This window comes from Nonomuraea sp. C10 (assembly GCF_008017515.1).
Taxonomy (GTDB): domain Bacteria; phylum Actinomycetota; class Actinomycetes; order Streptosporangiales; family Streptosporangiaceae; genus Nonomuraea; species Nonomuraea ferruginea.
Map to the genome: position 1 here is coordinate 6,304,441 of NZ_VPFF01000001.1, position 23,605 is coordinate 6,328,045.

27 protein-coding genes are annotated in these 23,605 nt (G+C 71.8%); 7 read left to right on the forward strand and 20 right to left on the reverse strand.

Annotated features, from left to right (window positions below):
* Positions 1–16: 16 nt before the first annotated feature.
* Positions 17–415: a hypothetical protein gene (locus tag FR742_RS28895; RefSeq protein WP_148033856.1), complete on the reverse strand. Its 399-nt coding sequence runs from the start codon at positions 413–415 to the stop codon at positions 17–19.
* A 146-nt stretch (positions 416–561) separates the two neighbouring features.
* On the opposite strand from FR742_RS28895, the gene FR742_RS28900 reads away from it, so the two are divergent.
* The 4 genes from FR742_RS28900 (at position 562) to FR742_RS28915 (ending at position 5,735) form a co-directional block, all read left to right on the forward strand.
* Positions 562–1,728, forward strand: a complete 1,167-nt coding sequence (locus tag FR742_RS28900) for a sensor histidine kinase (RefSeq protein ID WP_148033857.1) — start codon at positions 562–564, stop codon at positions 1,726–1,728.
* A gap of 19 nt (positions 1,729–1,747) precedes the next feature.
* Complete coding sequence (locus tag FR742_RS28905; protein ID WP_222709198.1) at positions 1,748–2,398, forward strand: response regulator transcription factor; 651 nt, start codon at positions 1,748–1,750, stop codon at positions 2,396–2,398.
* 108 nt (positions 2,399–2,506) lie between these two features.
* Complete coding sequence (locus FR742_RS28910; RefSeq protein ID WP_148033858.1) at positions 2,507–3,250, forward strand: ABC transporter ATP-binding protein; 744 nt, start codon at positions 2,507–2,509, stop codon at positions 3,248–3,250.
* A 1-nt stretch (position 3,251) separates the two neighbouring features.
* Positions 3,252–5,735, forward strand: coding sequence for an ABC transporter permease (locus FR742_RS28915; protein WP_148033859.1), 2,484 nt, complete (start codon positions 3,252–3,254; stop codon positions 5,733–5,735).
* 197 nt (positions 5,736–5,932) lie between these two features.
* Here FR742_RS28915 and FR742_RS28920 read toward each other — a convergent pair whose 3' ends face one another.
* The 8 genes from FR742_RS28920 to FR742_RS28955 form a co-directional block, all read right to left on the reverse strand.
* Positions 5,933–6,202 (reverse strand): hypothetical protein, encoded by a 270-nt coding sequence (locus tag FR742_RS28920; protein WP_148033860.1) that lies wholly within the window; start codon positions 6,200–6,202, stop codon positions 5,933–5,935.
* On the reverse strand, positions 6,199–6,882 hold the full coding sequence (locus FR742_RS28925) for a toxin glutamine deamidase domain-containing protein (protein WP_261808799.1): 684 nt from the start codon (positions 6,880–6,882) through the stop codon (positions 6,199–6,201). Before FR742_RS28925 ends, FR742_RS28920 begins: the two co-directional genes overlap by 4 nt.
* A 1,575-nt stretch (positions 6,883–8,457) precedes the next feature.
* Positions 8,458–10,035, reverse strand: coding sequence for a molybdopterin-dependent oxidoreductase (locus FR742_RS28930; RefSeq protein ID WP_148033861.1), 1,578 nt, complete (start codon positions 10,033–10,035; stop codon positions 8,458–8,460).
* Between the two features lie 47 nt (positions 10,036–10,082).
* Positions 10,083–10,673, reverse strand: a complete 591-nt coding sequence (gene rdgB, locus FR742_RS28935; protein WP_148033862.1) for an RdgB/HAM1 family non-canonical purine NTP pyrophosphatase — start codon at positions 10,671–10,673, stop codon at positions 10,083–10,085.
* Positions 10,670–11,389 carry a ribonuclease PH gene (gene rph, locus FR742_RS28940; RefSeq protein ID WP_148033863.1) on the reverse strand — a complete coding sequence of 240 codons (720 nt, stop codon included), beginning with the start codon at positions 11,387–11,389 and terminating at the stop codon, positions 10,670–10,672. Before rph ends, rdgB begins: the two co-directional genes overlap by 4 nt.
* A 31-nt stretch (positions 11,390–11,420) precedes the next feature.
* Positions 11,421–12,173 (reverse strand): MBL fold metallo-hydrolase, encoded by a 753-nt coding sequence (locus tag FR742_RS28945; RefSeq protein ID WP_148033864.1) that lies wholly within the window; start codon positions 12,171–12,173, stop codon positions 11,421–11,423.
* A complete protein-coding gene (gene murI, locus FR742_RS28950; RefSeq protein WP_222709075.1) occupies positions 12,127–12,993 on the reverse strand; it encodes a glutamate racemase in 867 nt (288 codons plus the stop codon). Before murI ends, FR742_RS28945 begins: the two co-directional genes overlap by 47 nt.
* A gap of 61 nt (positions 12,994–13,054) precedes the next feature.
* The gene (locus tag FR742_RS28955) at positions 13,055–13,846 is read right to left on the reverse strand and encodes a thioesterase family protein (protein WP_148033865.1); all 792 of its coding nucleotides are present in this window, start codon (positions 13,844–13,846) and stop codon (positions 13,055–13,057) included.
* 265 nt (positions 13,847–14,111) lie between these two features.
* Here FR742_RS28955 and FR742_RS28960 point away from each other — a divergent pair, with 265 nt between their 5' ends.
* Positions 14,112–15,935: a DUF3352 domain-containing protein gene (locus FR742_RS28960; protein WP_261808800.1), complete on the forward strand. Its 1,824-nt coding sequence runs from the start codon at positions 14,112–14,114 to the stop codon at positions 15,933–15,935.
* Between the two features lie 51 nt (positions 15,936–15,986).
* On the opposite strand, the gene FR742_RS28965 is transcribed toward FR742_RS28960, so the two are convergent.
* The 5 genes from FR742_RS28965 to clpS all read right to left on the reverse strand — a co-directional run bounded on the left by FR742_RS28965 (position 15,987) and on the right by clpS (position 18,608).
* Complete coding sequence (locus tag FR742_RS28965) at positions 15,987–16,934, reverse strand: PLP-dependent cysteine synthase family protein (RefSeq protein ID WP_148033867.1); 948 nt, start codon at positions 16,932–16,934, stop codon at positions 15,987–15,989.
* A gap of 1 nt (position 16,935) precedes the next feature.
* Positions 16,936–17,208 (reverse strand): MoaD/ThiS family protein, encoded by a 273-nt coding sequence (locus FR742_RS28970; RefSeq protein ID WP_148033868.1) that lies wholly within the window; start codon positions 17,206–17,208, stop codon positions 16,936–16,938.
* Positions 17,209–17,367: 159 nt separating this feature from the next.
* On the reverse strand, positions 17,368–17,769 hold the full coding sequence (locus tag FR742_RS28975; protein ID WP_148033869.1) for a Mov34/MPN/PAD-1 family protein: 402 nt from the start codon (positions 17,767–17,769) through the stop codon (positions 17,368–17,370).
* Positions 17,770–17,779: 10 nt separating this feature from the next.
* Positions 17,780–18,268, reverse strand: coding sequence for a DUF2017 domain-containing protein (locus tag FR742_RS28980; protein ID WP_261808801.1), 489 nt, complete (start codon positions 18,266–18,268; stop codon positions 17,780–17,782).
* 46 nt (positions 18,269–18,314) lie between these two features.
* Positions 18,315–18,608 carry an ATP-dependent Clp protease adapter ClpS gene (clpS, locus tag FR742_RS28985; RefSeq protein WP_148034889.1) on the reverse strand — a complete coding sequence of 98 codons (294 nt, stop codon included), beginning with the start codon at positions 18,606–18,608 and terminating at the stop codon, positions 18,315–18,317.
* Between the two features lie 46 nt (positions 18,609–18,654).
* On the opposite strand from clpS, the gene FR742_RS28990 reads away from it, so the two are divergent.
* Both FR742_RS28990 and FR742_RS28995 read left to right on the forward strand, forming a co-directional pair.
* Complete coding sequence (locus FR742_RS28990; protein ID WP_396990201.1) at positions 18,655–19,938, forward strand: nicotinate phosphoribosyltransferase; 1,284 nt, start codon at positions 18,655–18,657, stop codon at positions 19,936–19,938.
* 15 nt (positions 19,939–19,953) lie between these two features.
* On the forward strand, positions 19,954–20,523 hold the full coding sequence (locus FR742_RS28995) for a nicotinamidase (protein ID WP_148033872.1): 570 nt from the start codon (positions 19,954–19,956) through the stop codon (positions 20,521–20,523).
* Here the strand turns inward: FR742_RS28995 and FR742_RS29000 are convergent.
* The 6 genes from FR742_RS29000 to FR742_RS29025 all read right to left on the reverse strand — a co-directional run bounded on the left by FR742_RS29000 (position 20,520) and on the right by FR742_RS29025 (position 23,577).
* Positions 20,520–20,942: a PIN domain-containing protein gene (locus FR742_RS29000; protein ID WP_148033873.1), complete on the reverse strand. Its 423-nt coding sequence runs from the start codon at positions 20,940–20,942 to the stop codon at positions 20,520–20,522. The genes FR742_RS28995 and FR742_RS29000 overlap by 4 nt on opposite strands.
* On the reverse strand, positions 20,942–21,172 hold the full coding sequence (locus tag FR742_RS29005) for a hypothetical protein (protein ID WP_148033874.1): 231 nt from the start codon (positions 21,170–21,172) through the stop codon (positions 20,942–20,944). The genes FR742_RS29000 and FR742_RS29005 overlap by 1 nt, the downstream gene beginning before the upstream one ends.
* 335 nt (positions 21,173–21,507) lie before the next feature.
* On the reverse strand, positions 21,508–21,675 hold the full coding sequence (locus FR742_RS46050; protein ID WP_261808802.1) for a nucleotidyltransferase domain-containing protein: 168 nt from the start codon (positions 21,673–21,675) through the stop codon (positions 21,508–21,510).
* 72 nt (positions 21,676–21,747) lie between these two features.
* Positions 21,748–22,566: a hypothetical protein gene (locus FR742_RS29015; RefSeq protein WP_148033875.1), complete on the reverse strand. Its 819-nt coding sequence runs from the start codon at positions 22,564–22,566 to the stop codon at positions 21,748–21,750.
* On the reverse strand, positions 22,559–23,134 hold the full coding sequence (locus FR742_RS29020) for an RNA polymerase sigma factor (RefSeq protein WP_261808803.1): 576 nt from the start codon (positions 23,132–23,134) through the stop codon (positions 22,559–22,561). Before FR742_RS29020 ends, FR742_RS29015 begins: the two co-directional genes overlap by 8 nt.
* Before the next feature lie 80 nt (positions 23,135–23,214).
* Positions 23,215–23,577 (reverse strand): STAS domain-containing protein, encoded by a 363-nt coding sequence (locus tag FR742_RS29025; protein ID WP_261808804.1) that lies wholly within the window; start codon positions 23,575–23,577, stop codon positions 23,215–23,217.
* Positions 23,578–23,605 lie beyond the last annotated feature (28 nt).

Here is a 23,605-nt window from a genome sequence, read left to right on the forward strand (position 1 = left end):
CGGAGAACCTGGGGATCTAGCCGACCCGCGTCGGGAGGGGCGCCGGTTGGAGGTCGCAGATGACGCGGCCCTCGATGCGGAGGCAGACCGGCGGGCGCTCGCCGGGCCGCTGCCAGGAGTCCGCCGGGCCGGGGCGGGCCCAGAGGGCGCCGGTCAGGGCGACGGCGCCGCCGCCGATGAGGCCGCCCACGACGAGGCCGGCCAGCCCGGCGCCGACGACCTGGGTCTGCTTGCGGCGCAGGAAGTCGCGGAGAGTGGGCTTGGCGGGCGGTGCGGGCAGAGGGCCCCAGCCGGGGCCGGAGTACGGGCCAGGCCCGAGATCACCGTAGGGCGTGGGGTGGGTGTCCCGGCGGTTCGGGTCGCGCGGTGGTTCCTCTTCACCGCGCGACCCGGCGTCACGATCATGATCCGCCATCACGATCTCCCTTTACTCGCCCCGGAGGGCGCTCCCGGGAACTAGATTGCCGCAGCACCCGTAAGCGTGGCGTAAGACCTGGGTTGTACGCGTACTTCCCCCTCAAGGCTGAGCCGAGTGGTTGGCGGCATCCGTATCGTGAGGATGTGTTCGGCAAGGTGAGGGCGTGGTCGGCGCGCCGCGGGAGGCTGATGGACGCCCTCCGGGTGGCGCCCGTCGCGGTGCTGTGCCTGCTGCCGGCGGTCCCGCAGGTGTTCTACGAGCCCGGCGGGGTGACCGGCTACGTCTTCTTGACGCTGGTGCTGCTGGCGCCGCTGTTCGTGTGGTGGCGGCGGCCGGTGGCGGCGTTCGCGGGTGTCGCGCTGGTGAGCTTCGGCCAGTGGGCGGCGAGCGTGGACGTGCTGCCGGCCAACTTCGTGGTGCTGGTGGCGCTCTGGGCGGTGGCCGCGCGGAGCTCGTTCCGGTGGGCGCTGGCCGCCCTGCTGGTGGCCGAGCTGGGGGTGTTCCTGGCGCTGGTGCGGTGGGACACGCCCACGCTGGGCATGTTCACGACCGGTTCGATCCTCGTGGTGACGGTCTGGCTGGCCGGGCTGTACGCGAGCACGCGCAGGCGTTACCTGGAGAGCCTGGAGGAGCGGGCCAGACGGGCGGAGCTGGAGCGCGACCAGCGGGCGAAGATGGCAGCGGCGGCCGAGCGGGCGCGGATCGCCAGGGAGCTGCACGACGTGGTGGCCCACCATGTGAGCGTCATGGTGGTGCAGGCCGACGGCGCGGGTTACGCGATCGCCTCCGACCCGGAGCAGGCCCGGCTGGCGGTGCGGACGATCTCCCGTACCGGACGGGAGGCCCTGGCGGAGATGCGCAGGCTGGTGGGCGTGCTCAGGGAGGACGAGGGCGCGGGCGGCGGCACCGACTACACGCCGCAGCCGGGTCTGGCGCAGTTGGAGGACCTGGTGCGCGGGGCGGGCGTGCCGGCCACGCTGCGGGTCACGGGCACGCCGGGCGAGCTGCCGGAGGGGGTGCAGCTCGCCGTCTACCGCATCGTCCAGGAGGCGCTGACGAACGCGCTCAAGCACGGCGGCCCGGACGCGCGCGCCCTGGTGGAGCTGGATTGCCGCGGCTCCGAGCTGGTGGTGCGGGTGACCGATGACGGCAGGGGGGCGGCGGCGCCGCTCGCCTCCGGCGGCCACGGGCTGGTGGGGATGCGGGAGCGGGTCGGCATGTACGGCGGCGAGGTCACGGCGGGGCCGCGGCCGGGTGGCGGCTTCGAGGTGCTGGCCAGGCTGCCGGTGCCGCGGGTCAGGGCGGCTTAGGGAGGTCGGGGTGGACCAGGTGATCCGGGTGATGCTGGTGGACGACCAGGAGCTGCTGCGGGCCGGGTTCCGCATGGTGCTGGGCGCGCAGCCCGACATCGAGGTGGTCGCCGAGGCGGGCGACGGGCTGCGGGCGGTGGAGCTGCTGCGGTCCGTCGAGGTGGACGTGGTGCTCATGGACGTGCGCATGCCGCGCATGGACGGGGTGGAGGCGATCGGCCACATCAGGGGGCCGAAGGTGCTCATTCTGACGACGTTCGACCTGGACGAGTACGCGTTCGCGGCCATCAGGGCGGGGGCCTCGGGCTTCCTGCTGAAGGACGTGCCGCCGGCGGAGCTGGTGAGCGCGATCCGTTCGGTGCACGCGGGTGACGCGGTGGTGTCGCCGCGCACGCTGAAGCGGATGCTCGACCGGTTCGCCGTCCACCTGCCGTCGGAGGCGCCGGCCGCGGCGGCGGAGCTGACGCCGCGCGAGCGTGAGGTGCTGCTGATGGTGGCGCGGGGGCGCTCCAACCTGGAGATCGCCGCCGAGCTGGAGGTGGCGGAGGCCACGGTGAAGACGCATCTGGGGCGGGTGCTGGCCAAGCTGGGGTTGCGGGACCGGGCGCAGGTCGTGGTGTACGCGTACGAGGCGGGCCTGATCGTGCCGTCGCATCGGCCGAACGGCTGAGTGGGGTCGTCTGGCGTCGCAGGAGAAGTCCCTCCTCAGGGCCCATGGATCACGAAATTTCTGGCCATAGCGTGAGTCGCGTTCTTCAGATCCCGACGAGGAGTGGACGTGACTTTCACGAAGACCCGGCACCCCGCCGTGGTGGCCGGGGCGCTGACCAAGGTGTACGGCGAGGGCGACGCCCGGGTGCACGCGCTGCGCGAGGTGGACGTGTCCTTCGGCACCGGCGCCTTCACGGCCATCATGGGCCCGTCGGGCTCGGGCAAGTCCACGCTGATGCACTGCCTGGCGGGCCTCGACACGGCCACCTCCGGCACCGTGCGCGTCGGCGAGGTGGAGCTGACCGGGCTCAGTGACAAGCGGCTCACGCTGCTGCGCAGGGAGCGGATCGGCTTCGTCTTCCAGGCGTTCAACCTGCTGCCCACGCTGAGCGCCGAGGAGAACATCCTGCTGCCGCTGCGGATCGCCGACCGCCGGCCCGACCAGGTGCTGTACGACCGGGTGATCGACACCGTGGGGCTGCGCGACCGGCTGGGGCACCGGCCGGCGGAGCTGTCCGGCGGCCAGCAGCAGCGGGTCGCGGTGGCCAGGGCACTGATCAGCAAGCCGCAGGTGATCTTTGCGGACGAGCCGACGGGCAACCTGGACTCGCGCAGCGGCGCGGAGGTGCTGTCGTTCCTGCGCACGTCGGTGCGCGAGCTGGGGCAGACGATCGTCATGGTGACGCACGACCCGATGGCGGCCTCGTACGCCGACCGGGCGGTGTTCCTGCGTGACGGCCGGCTGGTGGACGAGCTGTCCGCGCCCACGCCGCAGACGGTGCTGGACACGCTGATGAAGCTGGAGGCGTGAGGTGCTGAGGACGGCTCTCGCCGGGCTGCGCGCGCACCGGCTCCGGCTGCTGCTCACCTCCCTGGCGATCATGCTGGGGGTGGCGTTCATCGCCGGCACGTTCGTGCTGAACGACACCATCCAGGCCGGGTTCGCCGAGCGGGTCACGGCCGACGCCGAGAAGGTCGCGGTCGCCGTACTGCCGGAAGGTCCCGGCGAGCGGATCGGGCCGGAGGTGCTGGAGCGGGTGCGCGCCGTGCCGGGCGTGCGCGAGGCCGTGGGGCTGGTACGGGGCAGCGCGCCGCTGCTGGGCCAGGACGGCAAGGCGGTCGGCGGCATGCCGACCACGGCCGTGTCGATCGTCCCTGGGGCGCTGGACCGCACGACGATCGTCAGCGGCACCGGCCCCGGCTCCGACGACCACGCGGCGGTGCTCGACGAGAACACGGCCGAGGCGGCGGGCTTCCAGGTCGGCGACACGATCAAGGTGCTCGACAGCCGGGGGCGCGAGCACGTGTTCCGGCTCGTCGGCCTCCTGGACCCGGGCCTCGACCAGGAGCTGGCCTACACGGGCGCGGTCGGCTTCACCACGGCCACGGCGCAGCGGATGACCGGCGCCGAGGGCTTCGCCGAGATCGACGTCGCCGGAGACGACCCGGCCGCGCTCAAGCCGGCCGTGGCGGCGGCCGCGGGCGCCGGGCACCAGGTGCTGACCGGCGAGGAACTGGCCGCCGACCTGGCCAGGCAGGCCGGGCTGGAGATGCGCACGCTGACGGTCGGGCTGCTCATGTTCGGCCTGGTGGCGATGTTGGTGGCCGCGCTCGTCATCTACAACACGTTCGGCATCCTGGTGGCGCAGCGCACCCGCGAGATGGCGCTGCTGCGCTGCATCGGGGCCACCCGGGGGCAGGTGTTCGGCTCGGTCCTGATCGAGTCGGCGGTGGTCGCCGTGGTGGCGTCGGTGACCGGGCTCGCGGCCGGGTACGGGCTGGGCGCGCTCACGCTCGCGGTCCTGGGCGCCCTCGACGCGCCGCTGCCGACCGAGGCGGCGCTCGCGCTGTCGCCGGAGACGATCGCCGTCGGCCTGGGCGTGGGCCTGGCCGTCACCGTCGGCGCCGCGGTGCTGCCCGCGCGGACCGCCACCCGGGTCTCGCCGGTGGCCGCGCTGCGCACGCAGGTGGAGGAGCGGACGTTCCGCGCGGGCGTGCCGCGGGTGGTCTTCGCCGCCCTGTTCCTGCTGGCGGGGCTCGGCGCGGGGGGCGCCGGGGCGCTGGTGCTGCCGCCGGGCGAGCAGACCTCGCTGTTCGTGGTGATGGCGGGCGGCGTGCTGACCTTCCTAGGGGTCCTGATCCTGGGGCCGGTGCTGGTCAGGCCGCTGAGCGCGGTGCTCGGCTGGGTCCCGGCCAAGCTGTTCGGGGTGCCGGGGCGGCTGGCCGTGGACAACTCGGGCCGCAACCCCAAGCGGGCCGCGACCACGACCGTGGCGCTGACGATCGGGGTGACGCTGATGACGCTGATCTCGGTGGTCACCGCGTCCACCCGGGCGACGGTCACGGACAAGCTGGACGAGCAGTTCCCCGTGGACTACGCGCTCATGACCCAGGGCCGCGAGGGCGGCATCCCCCGGTCGGTCGGCGAGGAGCTGAAGGACCGGCCGGAGTTCGCCGCCGTGCTGCGGGTCCGCGACACCGCCGCGACGGTGGGCGGCGTCAGGGTGCGGGTCGGCACGTACGAGGGTCCGATCAGCCCGAAGCTGGTCTCCGGCGCGCTGCCCGAACTGGCCGCCGGGCAGGTGGCGGTGGCCGCGCGCGCCGCGCGGGACCTGCGGGTGGGGGTCGGCGACACGGTACGGGTCGGCCCGGGCTCCGGGGCGGTGCCGCTGGAGGTGGTGGCGGTCGTGGACGACGAGGCGCCGCTGCCGACGCTCGCCCTGGCACCGGGGCAGTTCGCGGAGCTGTTCGGCGACGTCCAGGACAGCCGGGTGCTGATCGATATCGCGGACGACGTGGCGCCCGAGCGGGCGCGGGCCGTGGTGGAGGCGGCCACGGCCGCCCACCCGACGGTCCAGGTGCAGAGCTCGACCGAGGTGCGCGAGGAGTTCGACCAGACGCTGGACATGCTGCTGATGATCATCACCGGGCTGCTCGGGCTGTCGATCCTCATCTCGCTGCTCGGCATCGCCAACACGCTCTCCCTGTCGGTGCACGAACGGGCCAGGGAGTCGGCGCTGCTGCGGGCGCTCGGGCTGACCAGGGCGCAGCTGCGGCGGATGCTGTCGGTGGAGGCGCTGGTGTTCGGGCTCATCGGCGCGGTGGTCGGGGTGGCGCTCGGCCTGGTGTTCGGGTGGGCGGCCATGCGGGCGATGCTGGAGGGGGCGGTCTTCACCGCGTCGCCGTGGCAGATCGGGCTGTTCGTGCTGCTGTCGGGGGTGGCGGGCATGGTGGCCGCGGTGCTGCCGGGCCGGCGTGCGGCCAAGGCGTCGATCGTGGGATCGCTGGCAGGCTGACCTTTCTAGCCACAAACCCGGATAAATCAGTTATAGGCGGTCAAATCCGGATATGTGTAGCTCGGTTGCGCGCGGGACCTTCGCTGCCGCGTGCCCGAGGGAGGCCGGGCGTCCATGGGGGCGACGCCCGGCCTTGCCCTAGTTTCCAGCGTTTCTATGGCGGAGGGGCGCTTTTTCCGTACTTCGTATGGCAGCGCTCAGCGAGGGTGGCGGCCGGGCCAGAGGTCGGCGACCGACTCCGGGTCCAGCAGAGGGCGGGCCACCACCTCGCCCGAGGACCTGTCGATGACGACGCACCCGCCGCCGATCGTGTCCGGCAACCGGGCCGGGTCGTCGGGCTCCGGCTCGCGCGCCCACGCCACGTACCCGTCACCGAACCCGTAGATCCCCACGGGCAGCGCCTCCTCCTGCGGGCGCACCCCGTTGAAGTACTCCTCCGCCAGCGCCCTGGCCTGGTCGAGGTTCATCGCGGCTGCCCCTGCCTGTCGAGGATGACGCAGAACACCCCGGTCACGGTGGTGTAGAGGGGTTCGACGGCCATGTGACCACGCTGGGCGTCGATCCAGATGACCTCGTCCAGGTAGTTGACCGCGTTCCAGGCGTGCGACCCGCCGGCGGGCCAGCGGACCACGATGATCGCCGACGCGCCGTGACCCGCCTCCCGCAGGCGGCGGGCCAGCATCGGGTACGCGTGCCGCCCCTGCCCGGCGTACTGGAAGCGCTGCCCCGCCCAGCGTTCCATCCGCGCCGTGCTGCCCGCCTCTCCGGTGACCAGCGGACGCCCGATGGCGTCGTACTCGGGCGTCCTCGGCGCCGCGGCGGCCGGTTCCCCGTGCCAGGTGGACAGCACGGCCAGTGCGCAGTCGGCGGCGTTCGAGGCCCGGAACGGGTCGTCGGCCGGCCCGCCGCCGTTGATGAGCCGCACCCACGTGCCGCGCGGGTCCGGGAACCTGGCGCCCGGCTCCACCGCCATCGCCAGGTCCTGCTCCACCTGCGGGTCCGGCCGCGCCAGCCCGCCCGGCGCCCCGTACGACCTGCTCCCGGCCAGCTTCGGCGGCCGATGCGGCCAGTCGAACCAGTCATACTCGGCGACCCCCCGCCTGACCCCCGCATCCGCCCCGGGACCACCGGGACCCGGGATCGCCAACCCTTGATCGAAGAGCCCACCGATCGGCAACCCCTGATCGAAGAACCCGCCAGCCGCCGACATCTGATCGAAGGGGCCCTCAGTCTCCAACCTCTGATCGAACGGCTTGGCAGTCTCCGACCCCTGACCGAACGGTTTCCTAGTCACCGACCCGCGACCGGACGGCCCGGCAGTCGCCGCCCCCTGACCAACCGGCCCGGTGCCCGCCAACCCGTGATCAGGAGGACCGGCGATCGCCGCCCCCTGATCAAGAGAACCAGCGGTGGCGGGCTGGTGATCGTACGGGCGAGCGGTGGTGGGCTCGTGATCGTACGGGCGGGCGGTGGCGGGCCAGGACGTCGGCCCACCTGCCCGTACGGGACCGCCGCTCTCTCCTGCGGACGGTGCCGGCGCACCGCCGTCGGCCCTCATCCGCGCCTGGAGGAAGCTCACTGGAGGGACAGCAGGCGCGACGCCCTGACCATTCGCATCGCGTTCAGGCCGCTCGAACGGCCGCGAGTCGCCACCCTCTTCGTCACCTTCACGCCGCTCGAACGACGGCGAGCCGCCACCCTCCGAAGCCCCTGCCTTACCGCCGAACCCGGCACCCTCGGCAGGCTGGGGTATCGCACTCCCGGACCCACCGTTCCCCCACGCTCCGTCACCTTGGGTACCGGCCCTCCCGTCAGCAGGCGAATCGGCGAGGTTCTCCTGCGGCACAGGCCACCCGGAACCCTCGGCCACCGTCGCCGATCCCCGCTGACCGAAACCTCTGACGGGCGAACCGTCCCGTCCCGCATCGCCCCACCGAAACGACCTTCCAGCAGGGAGACCGTCATTCCCACGCCCCGCCGTGCCCTCAATATGCGGCGCGGCACTCGCGCCACCTCGCTGACCAGCACCTCCGATGGGCGAACCATCAGAATCCGCACCACCACCCCACGTCGGATCCCCCGCAGAGGGATCGCCAGCACTATCGCTGTCCCGCTGACCAGGACTGCTGGTGGGCGAACCATCAGCATCCTCGCCACGCCACGTCACGGGCGGGGCATCTCCGTCGGTGTCCCGCCGCCACACCGGGGCGTCAGAGTTCCGGTCGTCGCGGTCCCGCCGGCGCACCGAAACGTCAGGATTCCGGTTATTGCGCCAGGAGTTCGGTCGGGACGGGCCGTCGGCGAGCCGAGGGCCGGGGCTCTCGGCGTGCTCCTCCGGGCGCGGGCTCGCGGCAGGCCGGGGCGTCGCGTCCGCGGGCGGCGGGCTGGAGTTCCAGGGGCCTTCGCGGCTGCCCTGGACGGGTTCGCCGCCACCCGTGGGGTCGGTCGGGGATGGGTCGGTCGGTTCGGAGTCGGGCGGTCCGGGGGCAGTGGCGTTCTCGTAGTCGAGCCACCGCACCCCGTCTGCGACCACGGGGTTGTACTGCCCCTCGGGTAGGACCCACCGGACGCCGGACTTGCGGTCGCGGGCCACGTCCTGCCTCCTGTCACTGCTCGACGACCGATCGTAGGGGCGGACAGCGTGACGCAGGGGCGAAAGTCAGGAAGATTCTCGGCCAGGACTGGGCGCCCTACCAGCACAAACGCCCTATCAACGGACGAGTCAGGTGACGTGGACGTCGATCGTGTGCCAGCCGGTGGCGCCGTCGGGCATCACCGGGGCGCGCTGCTCGGTCTGGGTGTATCCGGCCGCGTCCGTCGCCCGTACTTCGAGCGTGTGATCCCCCGGCGTGGCGTCCCAGTCGAGCGCCCACTGCCGCCAGGTGTCCGGGCCGGGCACCTGGGCGAGCCGGGCCTCCCGCCACGCGCCCCGGTCGACCCGTACCTCCACGGCGTCGACACCCTTGTGCTGCGCCCAGGCGACGCCCGCGATCGTGGTGCGGCCCGCCGGCACCGTGGCCCCCGCCGCCGGGACGTCAATCCGGGACTCCGTCTTGATGGGCGCCCTGGCCGACCAGCCGCGCGGCGTCCAGTACGCCTCGTCGGTGTCGAACCTGGTCGCCTTGACGTCCACCACCCACTTGGTCGCCGAGACGTACCCGTACAGACCCGGCACCACCTGCCGCACCGGGAAACCGTGGGCCACCGGAAGCGGCTCACCGTTCATCGCGACGGCGAACAGGGCGTCCCTGCCGTCCATGACGACGTCCACCGGCGTGCCGCAGGTGAAGCCGTCGGAGGAGGTCGACAGCAGCATGTCGGCCTCCGGGCGGAGCCCCGCCTCGCGCAGCACGTCGGCCATCCGCACCCCGAGCCAGCGCGCGTTGCCCACCAGGGGACCGCCGACCTCGTTGGAGACGCAGGCGAGGGTGATGTCGGCCTCCATGAGCGGGCGCCTGAGCAGTTCCTCGTACGTGATCTCGATCGGACGGTCGACGAGGCCGTGCACGCGCAGGGTCCACGCCCGCGGGTCCACCTGGGGGACGATGAGCGCGGTGTCCACGCGGTAGAAGTCGGCGTTCGGGGTGACGAACGGCGACAGGCCCCTGATCCGGAGATCGGCTCCGGCCGGAAGGGGCGGGGCCGGCACGGCGGGCGCGGGGATCGCGACGTTGACCCGTGCCGCGTCGACGGCGCGAGCACCACTGAGCGAACGGCCCGCGACGGCGGCGGCCCCGGCGGCCACCACTCCCCCGGCGGCCCCGGTCAGCAGCCTGCGCCGGTCGAACGCGTACGGCATGCCCGGAGCCCACATGACCCCGGGCCGCTCGACGTCCCCGGTGGAAACCTCGCGGACGGAAGGGGTGGCGCGGCGGAGGATCCAGGACAGGGCCAGGGCGCCCGCCGCCACCCCCGCCAGCGTCGGCAGCGCGTCGGCGGCCGTCGCGCCGGGCCTGGTCAGCACCGCCACCAGCCCCACCACCCCGAACAGCGCCAGCCCCGCCGTCCCGTACGCGCGGCGGCGCCGGGCCACGACGCCGATGCCGGCCGCGATCAGGGTGAGCACCACGAGCACGCCGCCGATGAGGACGTTCTTGTCGTTCTCGCCGAAGGTCCGGATCGCGAACTCCTTCAGCGGTGCCGGCGACAGGTCGACCACCCAGTCGCCCACGGCCAGGACCGGGAACGACGAGGCTCGTACCAGCCCCGCGCCGAGCTGCGCGACGCCGAGCGCCACGGCGCCCGCCACGATGCCTGCCAGCGCGCCCGCCCAGACGGGCGTGACCTGATTACTTCGCACGACTCCGACGCTACGCCGCGCGGCGCCCGGCAGGTCTTAAGGGATGGTTACGGCGCCAGCAGTTCGTGCACGATCGGCGCGAGCGCGCGGAAGGCGCGGCCCCGGTGGGAGATCGCGTCCTTCTCGTCGGCCGTCATCTCGGCCGTGGTGCGGCTGTCGCCGTCGGGCACGAAGATCGGGTCGTACCCGAAGCCGCCCGAGCCGCGCGGGGCGCGCACGAGATGACCGGGCAGGACGCCCTCGGCCACCCTGGACTCACCCGAGGGCAGCGACAGCGCGGCCACGCAGGTGAAGTGGGCGGTGAGCTTGTCGTCGGGCACGTCGGACACCTGGGCGAGCAGCAGGTCGAGGTTGGCCTGGTCGTCGCCGTGACGGCCCGACCAGCGGGCGGAGAACACGCCGGGCATGCCGTTGAGCACGTCGACGCAGAGCCCGGAGTCGTCGGCCACCGAGGGCAGGCCCGACTGCCTGGCCACCTCGCGGGCCTTGAGCAGGGCGTTGTCCTCGAAGGTGACGCCGGTCTCGGCCACGTCGCCGATCTCCGGGAACTCCTCCAGCCCCACGATGTCGAACCCGGCGAGGATGCGCCGCAGCTCGGCGATCTTGCCGGGGTTGCGGGTGGCGAGCAGGATCCTCATGCGGACAGCGCCTCCTGCTGGATGAGCGTGAGCTCCTCGCAGCCGGTCACGGCGAGGTCGAGCAGCCGGTCGAGCGCGCCGCGGTCGAACGGGGCGCCCTCGGCGGTGCCCTGCACCTCGACGAAGCTGCCCTCGCCGGTCATGACGACGTTCATGTCGGTCTCGGCGGCGACGTCCTCGACGTAGCAGAGGTCGAGCATCGGCACCGAGCCGACGACGCCCACGGAGACCGCCGACACCGAGCCGATGAGCGGGTCGCCGGGGCACATCTTGCGCTCGCGCATCCAGGCGACGGCGTCGGCGAGCGCGACGTAGGCGCCGGTGATGGCGGCGGTCCTGGTGCCGCCGTCGGCCTGCAGGACGTCGCAGTCGAGCAGGATCGAGTTCTCGCCCAGGGCCTTGTAGTCGACGCAGGCGCGCAGCGAGCGGCCGATCAGGCGGGAGATCTCGTGGGTCCGTCCGCCGATCTTGCCGCGGACGGACTCGCGGTCGTTGCGGGTGTTGGTGGCGCGCGGGAGCATCGCGTACTCGCCCGTCACCCAGCCCTGGCCGGTGCCGCGCCGCCAGCGCGGCACGCTGTCCTGGACGGACGCGGCGCACAGCACCCTCGTCTGGCCGAACTCCACCAGCACGGACCCCTCCGCGTGGGTGATCCAGTTGCGGGTGATGGTGATGGGGCGGAGCTGGTCGGGGTTTCGGCCATCCTGTCGCGACATGCAGATCAGCCTATCCCCGCCCCGCACGACCTCACGCCAGGTCGTAGACGGCGCCGCTGCGGGCCAGCTCGATCGGCCCGGCGAAGCCGCCACGGGTGGCGTCGTCCAGCACGTCGGCCGGGTCGTTCCAGGGGACGAGGTGGGTGAGCACGAGCCGCCCGGCCCCGGCCTCGGCGGCGTGCTCGGCCGCCTGGCGGCCGGACAGGTGGAGCCCGGTGGGCAGGTCGGGGCCGTCGAGCATCGACGCCTCGCACAGCAGCAGGTCGGCGTCGGCGGCCAGCTTGACCAGCTCGGCGCACTCGCCGGTGTCGCCGGAGTAGACGACGCTGCGCCCGGCGTGCTCGACGCGGAACCCGTACGCCTCCACTGGGTGGTTGACCAGGGCCGCGGTCACCGTGAACGGGCCGGCCTCGATCGTGCCCGGCGCGAGCCCCGCGAAGTCGAAGGCGGTCTCCAGCCCGGGCTCGTCCGGCATGCCGTAGGCGGCGGCGAGCCGGCGCGGCGCGTCGGCCGGCGCGTAGACGGGCACCCGCGGGTACGGGGCGTCGGGGCCGTAGGTGCGGGCCACGTGGTAGCCGCACAGGTCGAGGCAGTGATCGGCGTGCAGGTGGGTCAGGCAGATCGCGTCGACGTCGTACAGGCCGATGTGGCGCTGGAGCACTCCCAGGGACCCGCTGCCGAAGTCGAGCAACAGCCGGAAGCCCTCCGCCTCGACGAGGTAGCAGGACGCGGGGCTGTCAGGGCCGGGAAAACTTCCCGAGCAGCCGATGATGGTCACTTTCATGCGGGCCTCCCTTGACGGTGGTACCCCCCACTGGAGCGACTTCGACCGCGTCGATCTCCGGACCCAGGAAGCGGCGTCCGAGCCGGGCGAAGAGCGTGGAGTCGCCGGTGGCGCGGAAGCGGTGCCGGGGGCTGGCCTCGCCGCCGGCCGCCAGGCCGCGGTCGTGCAGGATGCGGTAGACGTCCTTGGCCGTCTCGTCCGCGCTGGACACCAGCGTGACCCCGTCGCCCGCGACATAGGAGATCGCGCCGGTGAGCAGCGGGTAGTGGGTGCAGCCGAGGATGAGCGTGTCGCATCCGGCGTCCTGGATGGGCTCCAGGTAGCCGCGGACGACCTCGATGAGCTCCTCGCTCATCGTCTCGCCGCGCTCGACGTACGACACCAGGTGCGGGGCGGCCACACCGGTGAGCTGGACGTCGGGAGCGGCGGTGAAGGCGTCGTGGTAGGCCATCGACTCGATCGTGGCCCGGGTGGCGATCACACCGACCCTGCCGTTGCGGGTGGCGCGCACCGCCCGCCGGGTGGCGGGCTGGATCACCTCGACGACGGGCACGTCGTAGCGCTCGCGGGCGTCGCGCAGCACGGCGGCGCTGGCGCTGTTGCAGGCGATCACGAGCATCTTGACGTCGTGCTCGACGAGGTGGTCCATCACCTCCAGGGCGTAGGCGCGCACCTCGGCGATGCGTTTGGGCCCGTACGGCTGCCGGGCCGTGTCGGCCACGTAGGTGATGGACTCATGGGGCAGCTGGTCGATGATCGCCCGGGCGACCGTGAGGCCGCCCACCCCGCTGTCGAAGATCCCAATACTCGCGTCCGGCACGCTTCAGAGGGTAGGCGACCTGCGCTCTTTTCACTGCGTAAGAATGCTCACAGCGCGCGTGTCAACCTCGCCCCACCCGTGCCAGCTGGCGCGACTGCGCCACCAGGCGGCCCGTCGAGTCCCACACCTCCGCGTCCTCGTCGAACCAGCCGTCGGCGACGAGCCGGCCGCCGGCCAGCACGGTGAGCCAGCCGGGGGCGGGCAGCGCGCGCAGGTGCCAGGTGAGCTCGACGGTCGGCGCCCAGCCGCGCAGGCCGGCGGAGAACACCACGGGCGGCAGCGCGTCCACGGCCACCGCCAGCACGAACGGGTCGGGGTCCTGCGGCTCGGCCATCCGGAAGTAGGCGCGCGACTCGGGCCGGCCGGCGGGCGCGCCGGAGAGCCAGCCGATGCTCGGCGGGTCGAACACGACCTCCACCTGGGCGTTCATGTTCATGTTCGACTCGGGCTTGGGGTCCGGCAGCTTGACGCACTCCTCCAGGGGCGGCATGGCGTGCGCGGGCCCGTCGGCGTAGACGGGATCGGCGTTGGTCAGGGTGGCGGTGGTGACGAGGGTCTCGATCTGCGCGACGCCGTCCTGGACGAGGGTGGCGCGGGTGAACGCGGCGGTCTTGCCGGTCTTGATCCGCTCGACGCGTACGGTGGCGGGCCCTGGCACGGGAGCCTTGAGGAACTGCGCGGTGGTGCTCACCGGGTGCGCGAACGGCGAGTCGTCGACCACCGCCCGCAGGACCACCGCCATCAGGTAGCCGCCGTTGAGCGGGCCGCCGATCTGGTAGCCGGGGTCGAGGCAGACGTCGTAGGTGGTCTCGTCGACCCGGATCGCCTGCGTGGCCTCGTCGAACTTGGTCATCCGCCCCTGCCTCAAGTACGGAACTATATTCTAGTGAGTTCATACTGTACATCCAGAAACCCACCCCAAACCGGGCCGCCTGCACACTTCAGCGCATTGCAAGCGGGGGTCTAGCAACATCAGCTACCTTCTGTGTGATTTAAATGTCCACACTGTGAGTTGAGTGATGTCTGCGAACAATCCCCCGCCGGGGCAGGATCCTGACCGGACGACAGCGTTCCGGTGGAATCAGGAGCAGCAACCCGAGAACCCGCCGACGACGCCTATGTCTCACGGCCAGCCGTACCCCCCGCAGCAGCCGTACCAGCAGCAGGCCCCGTACGGCCAGCAGCCCCAGTACGGTCAGCCGCAGTACGGTCAGCAGGCCGACCCAGGTCAGCAGTCCCCTTACGGGCAGCAGGCGTCCTACGGGCAGCAGCCTCCGCACGGCGGCCAGCCCGGCTATGACCCGCAGCAGTACGGGCAACCCCAGTACGGGCAACCCCAGTACGGCCAGCCCCAGTACGGCCAGCAGCCTGAGTACGGCCAGCAGCAGCAGTACGGTCAGCAGCAGCAGGGCTACGGGCAGCAGAGCTTTGGACAGCAGGGTTACGGGCAGCAGGAGCAGCTCGGCTGGCAGGCCCCGGGCCAGGATTTCCCCGGCCACGGCGGCGAGCCGCCCAAGAAGGGCCGCAAGGGCTGGGTGATCGCCGTCGCGGCGGCGCTCGCCGTGGTGCTCTTCGGCGGCGGCGCCTGGGCCGTGGGCTCGTTCCTCGGCGGCGGCGGCACGCAGCCGCACGACGTGCTGCCCGCCGACGCCATCGCCTACGTCCGCCTGGACCTCGACCCGGCCGCCAACCAGAAGCTGGCCCTGTTCCAGATCGCGCAGAAGTTCTCCACCACCAAGGACACCTTCCAGGGCGACGACCCGCGCAAGGCTTTCTTCGACTCCCTGAAGGAGAGCGACAACAGCCTCAAGGACGTCGACTTCGCCAAGGACATCGACCCGTGGCTCGGGAGCCGGGTCGGGGTCGGCGTGCTGCCCAGCGGCGGCGAGGAGCCCGGCGTCGCGATGGCGATCCAGGTGAAGGACGAGGCGGCCGCCAAGGCCGGCATCGCCAAGATGATGGGGAAGAGCAAGCACGGCCTGGCCTTCCGCGAGGACTACGCGATCGTCGCCGAGACGCAGGAGAACGCCGACAAGTACGCGGCCGCGGAGACCACGCTGGCCGACAACGCCGACTTCAGCGACGACCTGAGCGCCATCGGGGAGCAGGGCGTGCTGTCGTTCTGGGCGCACATGGGCAAGGTCGCCGAGCTCTCGGGCGAGACGCTGACCGCCGAGCAGCAGCAGGTGGTCGAGCAGGTCAAGACCGCCAGGTTCGCGGGCGCGCTGCGGTTCGACGGCGGGTACGTCGAGCTCGCCGGCGTGCTGCGCGGCGCCAAGGACCTGACCGGCGGCGAGGACGTGCCGACCGCGAACCTGGCCGCGCTGCCGGGCTCGACCGCGGGCGCGCTCACGATCTCCGGCCTGGACAAGATCGTCACCAAGCAGTGGGCCGAGATCCAGAAGTCGGCCGGGGCGTCCCAGGAGTTCCAGACGTTCCTGCAGCAGGCGCAGACCCAGTTCGGGCTCAAGCTGCCGGACGACCTGGCCACCGTGCTCGGCCAGAATTTCACCGTGGCCGTCGACAGCGAGGGCCTCGACACCCAGCAGTTCAAGGCGGGCGTGCGGATCACCACCGACGCCGCCAAGGCCCAGGCCATCCTGGACCGGGTGCAGCAGAGCCTGAACGCCCAGGGGCAGCAGGTGCAGATCGCCAAGGTCGCCGGCGACGGCGTCTTCACCGTGGCGACCACCGACGAGTACGCCAAGACGCTCGCCGGTGAGGGCACGCTCGGCGAGAGCGAGACCTTCCAGACCGCCATCCCTGACGCGGGCGAGGCCACGTACGGCCTGTTCGTCGACCTGGACAAGGTGGAGAAGCTCTACCTGGCGAACATGCGGGGCGAGGAGAAGGCCAACCTGGAGGTGCTGCGCGCCGTCGGCCTCAGCGGCAAGCAGACCGACACGGAAGTGACGTTCTCCATGCGGGTGCTGTTCAACTGATGACGGGACGCGAAGGGGCGGCCGGCGCGCGCCGGCCGCCCCTTCGCGGTCTCAGGCCCAGAGCTGGCCTTCGAGCCGCTGCTCGGCCTCGTCGAGGGTGCCTTCGTACGCGCCCGTCGAGAGATACTTCCAGCCGCCGTCGGCCACCACGAACACGACGTCGGCCCGCCGGCCCGCCTTGACGGCCTTGCGCGCGACGCCCAGGGCGGCGTGGAGGGCCGCGCCCGTGGACACGCCCGCGAAGATGCCCTCGGAAGACAGCAGCTCGCGGGTGCGGCGCAGCGCGTCGGCGGACCCCACGGAGAACCGGGTGGTCAGCACCGACTCGTCGTACAGCTCGGGGATGAAGCCCTCGTCGACGTTGCGCAGCCCGTACACGAGCTCGCCGTAGCGCGGCTCGGCGGCCACGATCTGCACCTCGGGCACGCGCTCGCGCAGGAAGCGGCCGACGCCCATGAGGGTGCCGGTGGTGCCCAGGCCCGCCACGAAGTGGGTCACGGTGGGCAGGTCCTCGAGGATCTCCGGCCCGGTCGTCTCGTAGTGGGAGCGCCAGTTGGCCGGGTTGCCGTACTGGTAGAGCATGACCCAGTCGGGATGGGACTCGGCCAGGCCCTTGGCCACCCGCACCGCCTCGTTGGAGCCGCCCGCGGCCGGCGAGGAGATGATCTCCGCACCCCACATGCGCAGCAGCTGGCGGCGCTCATCCGAGGTGTTCTCCGGCATGACGCACACCAGGCGGTAGCCCTTGAGCTTGGCCGCCATGGCCAGCGAGATGCCGGTGTTGCCGCTGGTCGGCTCCAGGATCGTGCAGCCGGGGGTGAGCAGGCCGTCCTTCTCCGCCTGCTCGACCATCCACAGCGCCGGGCGGTCCTTGATGGAGCCGGTGGGGTTGCGGTCCTCGAGTTTGGCCCAGACGCGCACGTCGGCGGACGGGGACAGCCTCGGCAGCCCCACCATGGGCGTCCGGCCGACCGAGTCGGTCAGCGATTCGAACCGCATGTCACCCGCCGGCGACGGCCGGGAGGACGGTCACCGTGTCGCCGTCGGAGACGGGGGTGCCGAGCCCGCCGAGGAAGCGCACGTCCTCGTCGTTCAGGTAGACGTTGACGAAGCGGCGCAGGCCGTTGTCGTCGACGAGGCGGTCCTTGATGCCGGGGTGGCGGGACTCCAGGCTGGCGATCAGCTCGTCCAGGGTCGCGCCTTCGGCGCTGACGGCCTTGGCGCCGTCGGTGTAGTTACGCAGGATGGTCGGAATGCGGACCTCGATGGCCATCGCTGTCAATCTCCTCGATCTGGTCGTCGTCCCCATCGGCATGCAACACCGACGGGTGTCTGGGGATTCCTGCTCAGTTACCTGATCAGAGCCAGCGACAGTCGTACAGGAGGACAGCCGGAGTGTGTGCGAAGAGGAAACTCTGCACAGGCCAGCCCATCATGGGATGAACCTTACCTCTTCCTCGGTGATCTCACCGTCCAGGATCCGGTACGAGCGGAACTCGACGTCCGTCTCGTGCCTGGTCGAGACCAGGACGTAGTGGGCGTTCGGCTCTGACGCGTATGAGACGTCGGTCCGCGACGGGTATGCCTCGGTGGCCGTGTGGGAGTGGTAGATCACCACCGGCTCCTCGTCGCGGTCGTCCATCTCACGCCAGACGCGGAACTGCTCCATCGAGTCGAACCGGTAGAAGGTGGGCGAGCGCTCGGCGTTCTCCATCGGGATGAACCGCTCCGGGACGCCGTCACGCCCCGCGATCACGCCGCATGCCTCGTCGGGGTGGTCGGCCCGGGCATGGGCGACGATCTTGTCGGCCAGTTCCTTCGAGATGGTCAGCATGCTGCGGAAGTTACCAGAGCGCTCGGACCAGGCTGTCTTGCAGGTAGGTGAGCCAGTCGTAGGTGACGAACGCCGGGTAGCGCGGGTCGTCCTCGGACATCGACTCGAGCTCGTCGTGGATCTCCTCGGTCACCTCCAGGCGGGTGCCGAGCGTGAGCCGGACGTCGTTGAGCGAGCGCAGCCAGGCCTGGGCCTGCTCGGGAGTGAGCTCCACCCGGCCCGGCGCGGCGGTGTCGAGCAGGGTCTGGGCGTCGGCGCGCTTGCCGTCGCGGAGCGTCGCCTCGGTGTAGCGGCGGAACTCCGTCGACTCCTTCTCGTCCTCGTAAGCCGACGGGAACAGCCGCGCCAGCACCGGATCGGACGGCGCCGTGCCGTCGCCGATGCCGAGCGCCCGCTCCAGCGGGTCGTCGCTGGTCTCGCCGGGCGCGACCAGCCCGAGCACCATCCCGACGAGCGAGGACAGGATCGAGACCTCCGCGGCCTCGAACTTCGCGATCACCGCTCCGTCGCGTCCGGAGGAGAACCCCGAGCTCACCGGCACCGCCTCACTTGACCGAATCCGGCTGGACCGTCGCCCACAGGCCGTAGGAGTGGAGAATCTGCACATCGCGTTCCATCTCTTCGCGCGTGCCGCTGGACACGACGGCCTTCCCCTTGTGGTGGACGTCCATCATCAGCTTCTCGGCCTTCTCCCGGGTGTAGCCGAAGACCGTTTGGAAGACATAGGTCACATAGGACATGAGGTTGACCGGGTCGTTCCAGACGATCGTCACCCACGGCAGATCGGGCCGGACGTCCTGTGAAGGACGCTCGACGGTGATTGGAGCGGTGCTACCCACATCCATGAGTCTGCCCTATGTGGGCCGTAGTCTTCGACTCGTGACGATGACCATGAGCACCGCGTTGCTGACAGATCACTATGAGCTGACGATGCTGCAGGCGGCGTTGCGAAGCGGCGCGGCACACCGGCGAGCGGTCTTCGAGGTGTTCGCCCGCCACCTGCCCGGCGGGCGGCGCTACGGAGTGGTCGCCGGGGCGGGACGCGTCCTCGACGAGCTGGAACGCTTCCGTTTCGGTGACGAAGAACTCACTTTTCTCCAGGAGCACAACGTCGTCGACGAGCCGACCCTCGCGTTCCTGGCCGAGTACCGGTTCTCGGGGAGCATCCACGGCTACCGCGAGGGCGACCTGTACTTCCCCGCCTCTCCCATCATGGTCGTGGAGGGCACGTTCGCCGAGGCCGTGCTGCTGGAGACGCTGATCCTCTCGGTGCTGAACCACGACTGCGCGATCGCCTCGGCCGCCTCCCGGATGGTGAACGCGGCCGGCAAGCGGCCGATCATCGAGATGGGCGCGCGCCGCACGCACGAGCAGGCCGCGGTGGCCGCCGCCCGCGCCGCCTACCTCGCCGGGTTCTCCTCCACCTCCAACCTGCAGGCCGGGCGGCTGTACGGGATCCCCACGGCCGGCACGGCCGCACACGCGTTCACGCTCCTGCACGACTCGGAGGAGCAGGCGTTCGAGGCCCAGATCGCCACGCTGGGCCCCGGCACCACGCTGCTCGTCGACACCTACGACGTGCGTGAGGCCGTGCGCACCGCGGTCGAGCTGGCCGGCGAGAAGCTGGGCGCCGTCCGCATCGACTCCGGCGACCTGGCCGCCGCCGCCCAGGAGGTACGCGAGCAGCTCGACTCGCTCGGCGCCTTCCACACCCGCATCCTGGTCACCTCCGACCTGGACGAGTACGCGATCGCCGCGCTGGCCGCGGCCCCGGTCGACGGCTACGGCGTCGGCACCTCCCTGGTGACCGGCTCGGGCGTGCCCACGGCCGCGCTGGTCTACAAGCTGGTGGCCCGCGAGACCAGGACCGGCAAGCTGGAGCCGGTGGCCAAACGGTCGGTCGGCAAGCCGTCGCGGGGCGGGCGCAAGCAGGCCTACCGCCTGCTGAACAAGTCGGACCACTACGAGACGGAGCTGGTCACCACGTCCGGGCTGGTGCCGGAGGGCGGCGTGCCGCTGCTGACCGGGTTCGTACGCGAGGGCGAAATCGTCGGCCGCGAACCCCTCGCCGAGGCGCGGGCGCGGCACGCCGAGGCGATCGCCCGCCTGCCGCAGGACGCGCTCCACCTCGCCCGGGGGTACGCGGCGATCCCCACGGAGTTCGCCTGACGTATCGTGGGCCGTATGGGTACGGCGCTGATCATCGTCGATGTGCAGAACGACTTCTGCGAGGGAGGCAGCCTCGCCGTGGCGGGCGGCTCCGAGGTCGCGGCCGCGATCTCGCGACACGTGGCCGACCACGGCTACGACCACGTGGTGGCCACCCGCGACTACCACGTCGACCCCGGCTCCCACTTCGCCGACGAGCCCGACTTCGCCACCTCCTGGCCGGCCCACTGCGTGGCGGGCACCCCCGGCGCCGACTTCCACCCGGCGTTCGACGTGTCGGCCGTGGAGGAGGTCTTCAGCAAGGGCGCCCACGAGGCGGCCTACAGCGGCTTCGAGGGCACCTCGGGCGACGGCGTCCCGCTGGCGGAGTGGCTGCGCCGGCACGGCGTGCGCGACGTCGACGTGGTGGGCATCGCCACCGACCACTGCGTCCGCGCCACCGCCATCGACGCCGTCAAGCACGGCCTCACGGTCCGCGTGCTGCTCGACCTCACGGCCGGCGTGGCCAAGCAGACGACGGACGCCGCCGTGGCCCAGCTCGACGCCGCCGGCGCCACCCTCCACGGCGCCCCGATCGTCCGCTAGTTGAGGTCGGCGGGCAACACGGTGAACGCGTCGCCCCAGAGCGGCTTCATGGCCCGGAAGTGCCGCTGATCCAGCGTCAGCACCCGGGTCGTCTCATAGCGGGCCGCCAGCACGGCGATGGAAGCGTCGGCCAGGCCGACCTTCATGTCGGCGTAGCGGAGGATGACGTCGGTGGCCTCGACGATCTCCTGCCGCGCCATCGGTACGAGATCGTACGTTCCGTAAGTCACCTCGCGTAGATAGTCGGTCTCGGCCCGCAGGCCGATCCGGGTCAGGAGCAGGTAGTCGAGCTCCGCGAGCACGAAGGGCGACAGGAGGATCGGCCCTTTCTCCGCCTCCAGTATCCGCCTGGCCGCCCCGTGGTCCTCGGCGGCGCGGTCGATGGCGGCGAAGGCGCCGCTGGTGTCGAGGACGAGCATCAGTCGCGCCCGCCCGGGTCGAAGTCCTCCATGATCTCGTCGACCCTGCGGGCGAGGCTCGGGTCGCCGCTGTCGAAGAGCGGCAGCGTGGGACGGGGCCGCTCGGTCAGGACCTCGGCGCCGAGCATCCGCGCGATCGCCTCGCGCATGTAGGCGTCCTCGGACATGTGATGCGCCCTGGCCGCTTCCGCGACCCGCTGCTTCATGTCCTCCGGCAGGTACAGACTCACCTCTGGCACTCCTCTACGGTAACGCGGCGTCCCTGCGACACCACCGATCACGAAGAGTACAGATTTCCTCACGCTCCGGTTACGCGGGCGCCAAGAACCCGAAGACCTTTCTCCCCCCCGAGAGGAAAGATCTCTACCACCGGTTCACATCATCAGACGGCCCCGCCACGGATAGGCGCCGTGCTCGGTCTCCGCAGTCTCGCTGGGGCGGGGTGAGCAGGGGCAGCATGCGGTCGAAGTCCATCTCGTCCTTGGGGCGCGGCGCCCGCGCCTTGTAGAGGAGCCGGACCTCCGGAGCGAGCCGTCGCAGGGGACGCCGGCGACGGTGAGGGCGGTCAGGGGACGGCCGGGACGTGGTCGCGGCGCAGCAGGCCGAGGTCCACGTCGCCGTGCGTGCGGTACACGTGGCCGACCGCCGGCTCGATCGCGTGTCCGCCGCCGATCCACCATGGCAGCGGCGCGGTCGCCAGCAGGGCGGCCACCTCGGCGAGGCCACGTGTCATGCGAAGGGGCCGCCCCTAGGAGCCCGGGTTCCCGGCGGCCCCGTGGCGGGGCCGCCGGGTGAGGGCGCGTCGCTAGTCGCCGCTGTGGTGGAGGATCTTGGAGCCGTCGTCGGAGCTGCCGCCCGTGTCGTGCCGGGGGCCCTGGTCGTCACCCTCGGTGACGCTGTGGGTCCCCTTCTCCGGGCCGCCCTGCTCGTTGACCTCGGAACCCTTCTCACCCTCGCCGGAATCGGCGGGAGCGGGCACCGAGACCGGCGTGCACTCCTTCACCTCGCCCTTGATCACCGCGACATTCATGCCGGAGGGCGCCTTGCCGGACCCGCCGCCGGAGATGGCCAGGACCAGCGTCTCGCCGCTGCCGACCGCGCCCTTGGTGATGGTGAAGTCCACGCCGCCGCCGTTCGAGCGGAGGCCGGTCTCCACCCGTCCGCTCGCCTTGGCGGGCTCGCCCCGTGTGCCCTGGCAGGTCTTCCCCTCGGGCAGGTAGTCGACCGCGGCGTTGACGCCCTTGTCCGCCAGCGCTTCCTCAAGGCTGCCGGGGTCGCTGAACTCGTTGATGGTCACCTTGATCGAGCCGTCGGCCTGAGAGGTGACGGCGAACGCCGGGGCCGCGCCGCCGTTGACCAGCAGCGCCGCGAGAGCGGCCGCCGCGACCCCCGACAGCGCGACGCCCAGCTTGACGAAGCGCGGCACCCGTCGCGCCGCGGTCCCCCGGACGGCGCCCTGGGTGGCGAGCGCGCCCGCCGCGAGAGCCTCGCGGGGTGGCGTGCCCGCTGTCAGGCCGCTCAGTGTGATCTCCTCGCTGAGCGCGGCACGCATCTCAGCGAGCCGCGCCTCCCCGGGCTCCGGCGCGTCCGCGCGCATCTCTTGGAGCAACCGCAGGTCATCCATGATCGTTCTCCTCGTCGACGTCCGTCGGATTCATCCCGCCCAGAGCGGCGCGGGTCTTCTTCCTAGCCCGGTGCAGCCGGGACCTGACGGTCCCCACCGGGATGCCGAGCGCCTGGGCCACCTCCTCGTAGCCCAGGTCGGCCCACGCGATCATCAGCAGCACGTCACGCTCGTCAGGGGACAGCTCGGCCAGCGCGCGGGCCAGGTCGCGCTGCGCCGCCGACGCCGACACCCGCGCGTCCACCCGGTCGGCGTAGCTCTCCACCACGTCGTCCACGCCGGTCCTGGCCAGCGCCTGGTAGGACCTGACCTCGCTGCGGCGGTGCTTGCCGATCAGGTTGGCGGCCATCCCGTACAGCCAGGGGCGGGCGTCGGTGTGGCGCACGTCGTACCGGTCGCGCCGCCGGAAGGCGGCCAGGAACGTGTCGGCCACGACGTCGTCGGCGAGCGAGTCGCCCAGCCGCCGGGTGACGTAGCGGTGCAGGGCGGGCGCGTGACGGTCGAACAGCGTCGAGAAGGCGGCCGGGTCCCGCCAGGACTGTTCGATCACCTCGGCGTCCGTGGACACGCGTTCTGTGTCCGTAATCAAATCGCCCCCTTTCCATCGGGTGTCGTACTCCCTTTCACCCGATGGCGGGAAACGGGTTCTCAGGCCCGCATGCCGGCGTGGCGCAACGCCTCGTCGAGAGTGCCGAAGACCTCGAAGGCGTTGCGCAGCCCGGTGATGGACAGCACCCGGGCCATCACGCCCTGCACGCCGCCCAGCAGCAGCCCGGTGTCACGCGCCTCGCACCGGTGCATGATGTCCAGGAGCTCGTTCATGCCCATCGAATCGCAGAAACCGACCTCTTGCATGTCGAGGATCAGGAACGGCGTGGGGGGCAGGTCCCACACCCGGGTGAGGTGATCGCGGAGCGCCGGGAGCCCGTACACGTCGATCTCGCCGCTCAGCCGGATGACGATCGCATTGGAGAAGAGCCCGGACGAGACGGCGAGCATCGACCTTCCCATGGCCTCAGGCGACATGAGCACGTCCCTC

What these genes read in the sequence shown, in the direction of transcription:
- FR742_RS46050 (WP_261808802.1), bottom strand. Translation starts at nt 21,675, where the DNA reads ATGACACGTGGCCTCGCCGAGGTGGCCGCCCTGCTGGCGACCGCGCCG.
- rdgB (WP_148033862.1), bottom strand. Translation starts at nt 10,673, where the DNA reads ATGAGGATCCTGCTCGCCACCCGCAACCCCGGCAAGATCGCCGAGCTG.
- FR742_RS28995 (WP_148033872.1), top strand. Translation starts at nt 19,954, where the DNA reads ATGGGTACGGCGCTGATCATCGTCGATGTGCAGAACGACTTCTGCGAG.
- FR742_RS28960 (WP_261808800.1), top strand. Translation starts at nt 14,112, where the DNA reads ATGTCTCACGGCCAGCCGTACCCCCCGCAGCAGCCGTACCAGCAGCAG.
- FR742_RS28965 (WP_148033867.1), bottom strand. Translation starts at nt 16,934, where the DNA reads ATGCGGTTCGAATCGCTGACCGACTCGGTCGGCCGGACGCCCATGGTG.
- FR742_RS28955 (WP_148033865.1), bottom strand. Translation starts at nt 13,846, where the DNA reads ATGACCAAGTTCGACGAGGCCACGCAGGCGATCCGGGTCGACGAGACC.
- FR742_RS29025 (WP_261808804.1), bottom strand. Translation starts at nt 23,577, where the DNA reads ATGGGAAGGTCGATGCTCGCCGTCTCGTCCGGGCTCTTCTCCAATGCG.
- FR742_RS29015 (WP_148033875.1), bottom strand. Translation starts at nt 22,566, where the DNA reads ATGGATGACCTGCGGTTGCTCCAAGAGATGCGCGCGGACGCGCCGGAG.
- FR742_RS29000 (WP_148033873.1), bottom strand. Translation starts at nt 20,942, where the DNA reads ATGCTCGTCCTCGACACCAGCGGCGCCTTCGCCGCCATCGACCGCGCC.
- FR742_RS28975 (WP_148033869.1), bottom strand. Translation starts at nt 17,769, where the DNA reads ATGCTGACCATCTCGAAGGAACTGGCCGACAAGATCGTCGCCCATGCC.
- FR742_RS28945 (WP_148033864.1), bottom strand. Translation starts at nt 12,173, where the DNA reads ATGAAAGTGACCATCATCGGCTGCTCGGGAAGTTTTCCCGGCCCTGAC.
- rph (WP_148033863.1), bottom strand. Translation starts at nt 11,389, where the DNA reads ATGTCGCGACAGGATGGCCGAAACCCCGACCAGCTCCGCCCCATCACC.
- FR742_RS28920 (WP_148033860.1), bottom strand. Translation starts at nt 6,202, where the DNA reads ATGAACCTCGACCAGGCCAGGGCGCTGGCGGAGGAGTACTTCAACGGG.
- FR742_RS28895 (WP_148033856.1), bottom strand. Translation starts at nt 415, where the DNA reads ATGGCGGATCATGATCGTGACGCCGGGTCGCGCGGTGAAGAGGAACCA.
- FR742_RS28970 (WP_148033868.1), bottom strand. Translation starts at nt 17,208, where the DNA reads ATGGCCATCGAGGTCCGCATTCCGACCATCCTGCGTAACTACACCGAC.
- FR742_RS28990 (WP_396990201.1), top strand. Translation starts at nt 18,655, where the DNA reads ATGACCATGAGCACCGCGTTGCTGACAGATCACTATGAGCTGACGATG.